Origin of the sequence: Allocatenococcus thiocycli, assembly GCF_921292965.1 — a bacterium.
GTDB classification, from domain to species: domain Bacteria; phylum Pseudomonadota; class Gammaproteobacteria; order Enterobacterales; family Vibrionaceae; genus Vibrio; species Vibrio natriegens.
The window spans coordinates 37161-45250 of the sequence record NZ_CAKLCK010000050.1 but is presented as its reverse complement, the minus strand read 5'-3'; the positions used below and the strand labels follow the sequence as shown (position 1 = coordinate 45250).

5 protein-coding genes are annotated in these 8090 nt (G+C 45.4%); 1 reads left to right on the top strand and 4 read right to left on the bottom strand.

The window, feature by feature from the left end; all coding sequences use genetic code 11:
- Positions 1 to 287: 287 nt before the first annotated feature.
- The 3 genes from L9Q40_RS20770 to L9Q40_RS20760 form a co-directional block, all read right to left on the bottom strand.
- Entirely contained in the window at positions 288 to 2066 is a 1779-nt protein-coding gene (locus L9Q40_RS20770) for an ABC transporter transmembrane domain-containing protein (RefSeq protein ID WP_498794476.1), read from the bottom strand.
- Entirely contained in the window at positions 2067 to 3809 is a 1743-nt protein-coding gene (locus L9Q40_RS20765) for an ABC transporter transmembrane domain-containing protein (RefSeq protein ID WP_498794475.1), read from the bottom strand.
- Between the two features lie 382 nt (positions 3810 to 4191).
- Positions 4192 to 4878: a DNA-3-methyladenine glycosylase I gene (locus L9Q40_RS20760; protein ID WP_498794474.1), complete on the bottom strand. Its 687-nt coding sequence runs from the start codon at positions 4876 to 4878 to the stop codon at positions 4192 to 4194.
- Between the two features lie 86 nt (positions 4879 to 4964).
- On the opposite strand from L9Q40_RS20760, the gene L9Q40_RS20755 reads away from it, so the two are divergent.
- Positions 4965 to 5159 carry a hypothetical protein gene (locus L9Q40_RS20755; protein ID WP_014231767.1) on the top strand — a complete coding sequence of 65 codons (195 nt, stop codon included), beginning with the start codon at positions 4965 to 4967 and terminating at the stop codon, positions 5157 to 5159.
- Positions 5160 to 5245: 86 nt separating this feature from the next.
- Here the strand turns inward: L9Q40_RS20755 and L9Q40_RS20750 are convergent, their stop codons facing one another.
- A complete protein-coding gene (locus tag L9Q40_RS20750; protein ID WP_498794473.1) occupies positions 5246 to 8068 on the bottom strand; it encodes an Hsp70 family protein in 2823 nt (940 codons plus the stop codon).
- Between the last annotated feature and the right edge of the window lie 22 nt (positions 8069 to 8090).

Here is an 8090-nt window from a genome sequence, read left to right as displayed (position 1 = left end):
TTATCTTTATCCATGGACTTCAGTCATGAGATTAATATGCAATATTGAAATGTGATAACCAGCCGATCGAGAAATAGAAAATAGACTGGCTGAATTTAATTGCGATTTTACAACGACATCGCGTTAATTAGCGAGGGGTTATGTCAATTATCGGTGAGGAAATAGAAAATTATTGGCGTTTGTTGCGAAATGTAACGCTAAATTACGTCAAAATGCAGAAGTTGAATATTAATGTGTGATTACTGCACCAAAATAGTACGCCCGTAAAATGGCTACGGGCGCATACTCTAAACCGCTTCTTCCAATTGATTTGCTTCCTCTTCCACAATTTCTTGTAAATGTCTGCTAGCTTGTTGCAATTGATACATTTGCGCATAGCGGCCATCTTGTGCAAGAAGTGATTTGTGCGTACCTTTTTCAACTAAATCACCATGATGAAGAACCACAATCTGATCGGCATCCAAGATCGTAGACAAACGGTGGGCGATTACAATCAAAGTCATATTCTGACGTAATACCGCTAAACTCTTTTGAATCAGAGCTTCAGTGCCTGAGTCAATGTTTGCCGTTGCTTCATCCAGAATGAGAATTTTTGGTTTCGCCACTAATACCCTTGCCAAAGCGAGCAGTTGCTTCTGACCTGCGGAAAGGTTAGTTTCCCCCTGACCTAGTTGAGTATCCAGCCCGTTAGGATAACGATGGACCTGCTCCGATAAACCTACCTTATCTAATGCATCCCATATTTCAGTGTCTTCAACGGGGCGACCCAGAGAAACGTTCTCCCTAACTGAGTCGGGAAGAATGTGCGGGTCTTGCTGAACCATTGCCACGTCTTTACGCAGCACATGCTTGGCTAGCGTATTGAGCGGACGGCCATCAATTAGCAATTCGCCAACTTCTGTTGGGTAAAATCCCATTAGCAGCGAGGCTAGGGTACTTTTCCCGCTTCCTGTATGACCAACTAAGGCAATGAAGTCTTGATGATCGGCTTTAATAGAGATGTCTTTTAATACGTCTTGCTTTCCATCGTAGCTAAACGTCAGGTTTTTAATTTCGATAGATCCCGTTTTGAGAACGGCGTTATCATCACCATACGTCTGTTCTTTTGCATCTATGAGTTCAAACACTCGCTCACTCGACACTAGTGCCTGTTGCAATAGAGCCAGTTGTTGAGTCATTTCAATCAGCGGCTCAGTAACGCGGCCCAGGTAACTGATGAACGCATAAAGCACACCGACACCAATCACCTCGACGCCATTGAAACCAAAGATAGCGACCAGACTCATCAAAGCAAGACCGGCTAACAGATCCATTAATGGACGTAATAGATAGCCGTTTAAACGAATAACCCGTTTAGAAGCGACTAGGTGCTCTTCCGTTAACTCGTTAAACTGTTTATTAAAACGCTCTTCTTGTTGCATTAACTGAACAACGCTCATCCCTTGGATTGACTCACTTAAGTTAGCGTTAATATCCGTGAGCAAGTCACGCATTCTGCGGTAGCTTTCTGTACTGAGTTGCTTAAACAGATACATAAAACCAATCACGATTGGAAGTAGTACCAAAACAACCAGTGTGAGCTGCCAGCTCATAAAGAACATAACCCCCAGCATTACGAGGATCATCACTGCATTTTTTACCACCGTCGCAATCAAGAGCTCATAGAACTGCTGGAGAGATTCTGTATCGTTAGTAATTCGCGAGACCAACTTTCCCGCAGGTGTGTAATCAAAGGCAGAAAGCGGCTGTTTGATCACGCCAGCGAACACTTGCTTACGAATCGTTTTAATGGTGTTGGTTGCGACCATACTGAACTGCAATGACTGCAAGTATTGAAAAGTCGCTGAAATCACCTGAAGTGCAATGTAGCCTGCAGCTAACGTGATCAAGACACCTTGCGAGTAATCCCCTTTGGCAATGTGTTCATCAATAAAATATTGAATCAACCAAGGCCCACCTGCGCTGGCTAATGCGGCGATAAACAGCAGACCTAGACCTTTGAGCATCGGTTTTGGCTGTGACAATGGGTAAGACAACAACCGCCTAAATGTACTTGTCTGTTTCATCTACTCCTCCTCCATTGCCTGTTCTAGTTTCTGGTACTGAAGCATTTCCGCGTACCATCCTTGGTTTTGCTCCAATAGCTGATGACGACCACGCTCTGTAATGTGACCGTGATTGAGGACGATAATCTCATCAGCCGATTTGAGTGCTGTTAAACGATGAGCAATCACGATTAAGGCTTGATCACGATAATGTGTTTCAAGGTTCTTCAGAATTTGGTGCTCAGTGCGTCCATCGACAGCAGACAATGCATCATCCAGAACGAAGACCTGAGCATTGAGTAACATGGCTCGCGCAATCGCAATACGCTGTTTTTGGCCACCAGAAAGCGTGATGCCTTTTTCGCCCACTTCGGTGGCGTATCCATCTGGAAATTTCTCTATGTCATCGTGAATACAGGCCAGTTTTGCTGCTCGGTACACTTCTTCTTTAGACGCATTTGGATTACCCAATGCGATATTGTCAAAGATCGATTTTGAGAACAGGAATGGGCTTTGATTTACCACAGCAAAGCGATTTCGCCATTGCGGAAGTTGAGCGTCTTTAATTGATACATCACCGAATTTAATCGTGCCGTTTTCCAAATCATGCTGACGGAAAAGTAGCGTCAATAATGTTGATTTTCCGCTTCCAACCGGGCCAGCAATACCTAACATTTTTCCTGGCTCTAACGCCACATTGATATCCGCCAGGGCAGGGGGTAAATCCATTGACCAATAAAACGTATCGATATTGATCTGAAGTGGTAAAGGTTTCTGTTGTAGTGGGGTGTTTCCACTGACAATTTCAGGTTGCTCATCAAAGATCTCTTGCAGACGATTCCATGCTGCCGAGCCACGTTCCAAAATGTTGAATAGGAAAGCAAACGCCAACATCGGCCAAATCATAAGGCCTAGATACATAGTGAAAGCGGTTAAGTCACCAAGAGAGATTTCACCCTTATCGACGAGGTACGCACCAGCAGCGACGCTGAGTAAAAAGGAGAGGCCAATCGTCAGTTGGATAGCTGGGTCAAAACGCGCATCCACACGCGCAACTGCGATATTCTTCGCGCCTGTGTCGTCCACTACATCTTCGAAACGTTGTTGCTCTTGCTTCTCTAAGCCGAACGCACGCAGCATACGAACACCGTTCAATGACTCTTGAGTCATATCTGACATTGTAGAAAAAGCTTCTTGCGCTATGCGGAAGCGTTGGTGAAGGATACGCACAATATAGAAAATGACGATGGCAAGAAACGGCATAGGCAAAAGCGCCATAACCGTTAATTTCCAGCTCACTTGAGTCACCATCACGATAAGAACGGCAATACCTGTAATTAACGAATCTGCGGCGGTAAGCACACCTTCGCCAGCTGTCATTACAATGTTTCTGACATCATTGGTACCGCGAGCCATTAAGTCGCCAGTTTTGTAACGTTCAAAAAAGCGCGGTGGTTGAGTTGAAAGGTGGCGATAAAGCTTGTTACGAAGGATGGTTCCTAACTCCCAACTCGCGCCAAACAGCCATATACGCCACAATATTCTGCATACGTAGATCGTAACGAATATTGCGGTAAGACCTAACAACCACATAATTAACGTGCTTGTTTCTAAAGTGTTATCGACGACACCATCAACAATCACGCCTACCGCCTTTGGCGGTATCAGTTGGAGGACAGAGATCAGTGCCAATAGTAAAATAGAGCCAACGTAGTGTTTCCATTTCTGTTTGAAATACCAACGTAGCTGCCAGAAAATTCTCATTCCGCCTCCCAACTTAACTGATTGAAATTATTATGGAACCATTATTGGGCGAAATGAAAAGTTTACAAGCACAAATATTAAGCAAACATAAATACGATATTTTGTATTGATTTTGAATATATGCTCTATCGAATTTCTTACTTTATTACTGCAACCCGCCAATGTAACAAAATTATGTGAAATTCATGTTAATTGGGTGGTTTTGGTGGTTCAGGGTGAATTGGTAACTTAAAGCGTTAAAACATAGCTTTAACTGAGTTTAATCAACGCTTTAAGTCGGAATAAACTTGTGTTTTGCGAGAAAATCTCGGCGTTACCCTAAGCTCAGAATAACCTAACTGACCAAGCTTAGGTTAAAAAAGATAAGCACAGTCGTTACCAATTAGATGCGATTGTCACCCGTGCTAAATGCGATGATTTGGCTGATTTCTGTGAGGCTTCGGCCACTCTCTTTTTGCCACTGAATAAAGGCTTTATTGGCTGCGTCCAGGGATTTCTTGGTGTCTTTTCCACCTTCAATGATCTTACAGTTGCGCAGGTAAGCCTCTACATCGTTAGAGATGATAAATGTGTCTGCACCCATCTGGCGTAAGGTATATGGCCCGGTATTTCCGCCCAAGCGTTTGCCATGTTTTTTTAAATAAGTCCAAAGTTCGGTGATGTTCTCTTGAGGCCAATCCGCCACCATTTTACCGAATGAGCCGTATTCAATGCTCGCTTCATGAATCATGCGAGCGTTAGCGGGAATCGACATCACTTTTGTCAGGTGGCGAATGATACGTTCGTCTGTCGCTTTTGTTTCCCACTGTTCGTCAGAAAGCATAAGTAATGGCTCGATTTTGAAACCAAAAAAGACTTCTTCAAAGTTTGGCCACTTCTTACGCACCACACTCCATGAAATGCCACTTTGAAATACTTTCATTGAAAATGCAGCTAACCAACGGTCATCAGGAATAGCGGCTAACTCTGTTTTACTTAACGGGTGAGTAAGCAGGGCTTCAAGTTGGTCTTTACCGCCTTTACGTTCGGCGGCGCGTTGGTAAATCGCGTCAAATTTTTCAATGGTCATAAAAGAAGTTAGCCTTAGTAGATGTCGATGTTTGCCAAACATACTACGCTTAAGTTGCTGAATCGTAAATTGATGGAGTGTCACAAATGAAGAAGGTCACATTAACGTTTGTTGGAGAAGGTTCGGAGCGCATCGCAGAGAAATTTTATACTTGGTTAGCTGATGGCGGATTAGAAGACAGCTTGATTGAGACACTTTCGGATCGCGAAGTCTCAGTGGTCGGCATCAGTGACATGGATAACGAAACGCGCGATGTGGTGATTACGACAGAGTTGAATTAACCCGTTGTTTGTAGAGAAATCAGATAAAACAAAGCCCTTCAACGAAGGGCTTTGTGCATTTTTTAGCATTTCTATGGAGAAAAAGCTTAGTGATGAACCAGCGTTAAACCACTTGGGAGTGCATCACCGAAGACACGCTTCGATTCACTATCAGAAAGTTCTTTCACTTCTTCAACCAAAGAGACCCAAGACTCAGGCACTTTACTTTGCTTGAGCTTGGCCAGAACCTTCTCGCGATAGTCATCTGAGATGTCGAACAGGCGGTCTCCTGTTTTACGACAAATCATGACAGCCGCAAACGCGATCATTGGTTCTTTTTGCCAGTTTTGCTCTAACAGTTTTGGAAGCCACTGTTCTGCTTGCTCACGGGGAATAACACTGTGCTGGCTGCCGTATAGCGGAGTACGAGATGCAAGTCGGCCCATTGCCCACCAGTGTGCTTGTTGGAATTGATTATGGTTAATGGCTTTACTCAGGAACCACGTTGCCAAAAGCACTTTATCTTCGACTTCCAGATTTTCCAACGACGCTGACAGTCGAACCATTGACTCGTAGCCCATGTCTTGCGCAGCCTTGGCGGATTGTGGATTCTTCATTGCGCCTGGGTGCAGATATTTCGCAATGTCAGCCAAAATCGTTTCTTGCTGTTCCTGGTTTAAGCCACCAGCAATACGACGCCAGAATACCCACCAGTCTGTCCATCCTTGATGGTTTTTAAACTGAATGTTTTGTTGGTAAAGTCCCCAAATCTGTTCGATACGCCAAGAATCGGTTGGATCACCAAACCCCGGGCGCAATGCAAAGCCCGCAAGTCGAAGCCAGTTCTTTTCATGTTGCTCTGAACGACGGCGGCGTTTTCTGCCTTGAGCAAATGCATCGAATAACTGACGAAGCGTTGTGAAGTCCCATTCATCACGCTTACCCAGTTTCTTCTCAAGATCTTTCGCTAACGTTTTGATCTCTTTGCTGTCAGCGCTTTTCTTATTACCGCTGTAAAGACGAGCCACCAGCTCCTTACACTCATTCAACTTTGGATGAAGTTGTACGTCTTCGTTGTCGTCTGCTTGTTTGTTACGTACTTCAAACTCTAGCGCCCAACGTTTAGTGTCGTCTTCTGCGCTGACACATTCCATTTTGAGTGTGCCTACTTCCGTTAACTGGCAAGCGAGTTGTACCTCGACACGCTCTTTTTGGTTTGCGTGCAGCTCAGCACCTTCGCCTTCTAATGTGGTGATGTACGGCGGAAGTGGAACAAATAAGTCAGGATCAACGTCAACCATCACACCATTTTGAATCGCAGTGTTGTTGGTCAGAGTATCGTGGGTTGAGGTAAGAAGATTAAATCGAACCGGCTCGCCAAGTGTAAGCGAGAATCGACGACCACTTAAGCGAATCTCATGGCCTTCTTCCGTCCCTTTTGCTAGCAAACAAAGGGCTTTGCCCATTTTGTTTTTCTCTTGCAGGTGCAGGAAGTAAGAACGAGCAGCACCGCCACCGATTTTTAGCTGGGCTCCACGTCGTGCTTTACCAAAGGCAACGGCGCCAAGAGCAACGGACCAATCGGGATGTGGGTTATCCAAAACCGTGACAGGAGCGCCGCGCCAGTCTGAGAGTAGGGTAGTGACACGCTCTGTGACAAGGTCACTGTTAAACACACCACCATTGAGTAGTAAACCGACCGGAATTGCGTTTTGTTTTTCGTCTTCGATGCCAAGTGCAGATCGCGACACTTGCTGATGCTGAGTTAGGAACTCGGCTACGTGTTTACTTACTGCAGGATCTGCGACGTAAGGCAACCCAAACTCGACAACGGCACTGCGTCGTTTGTCGGGTACTTCATTAAATTCAGAAAGAGGGAAGAAGCCATCGAGGGCAATTTGGTGTACTTCTTGTTTACTCAGCGCAATGCTCTTGGTACCACCAAGCAGTTTTGAGCCGCTACCCAGCATGGTGATTTTAACTTCTTCAGGTGCATTTGAAGAAAGCAAGTTCTCTTTCGCTTTTCGGGTTTGCTGAATCAGCTTTGTTAGGCTTGCAGCTGTCAGCTTTTTGTTCTGATTGAACCGGCTTTCTGCGAGGTGCGCTAATGCCAAGTCGAGGTTGTCACCGCCTAGCATGAGGTGTTCGCCAACGCCTATACGGTCGAGGGCCAGCTCACTCTCGCTGTCATTACTTTGTTTGAACTTAGCCTCAATCAAACTTAAGTCGGTAGTACCACCACCCACATCACAGACAAGGATCAGCGGTAGGTCTTTGAGTTCATCGGCCGCCGTTTGTTGGTGGCGTGCATACCAGTCGTAACATACCGCTTGTGGCTCTTCGAGTAGGACTATTTTCTTCAATCCGGCTAGATCGGCTGCTTCAAGGGTGAGTTTACGTGCCGTTTCATCGAACGATGCAGGGACAGTAACCACGACGTCTTGGTCTTCCAGCTTGTTACTCGGATGACGATAGTTCCACGCCTGACGGATGTGATTTAGATAACTTGCGCTGGCAATTACGGGTGAGACTTTATCAACGTCTTGCGCGCCAGCCCAAGGAAGAATGTCTGAGCTACGGTCGACCGCTTGATGGGAGAGCCAGCTTTTCGCGCTCGAAACCTGACGTCCTTCAACTTTCGCGCCTAATTCACGTGCCCATTCACCGACGATGACATTTTTAATGTCGCCAGAAACAGGCTGATTTTCCCAAGGCAGGGTTAAATCAGACGGGGAAATTTGTCCCTGAGCCGGGTGGTAGCGGAAAGAGGGTAGCAGCGGTTTACGAACCACTTCACCAGGACCTATTAACTGGTCGATATCAAATAGGGATACTTCGGATTGTTCAAGGTTGTCGGTGATTTCACAATAGGCGACCACAGTATTTGTCGTGCCAAGGTCAATACCAACTAGAAAACGAGGAGATGCCATACAAACCTTCGTGTATTTAAAA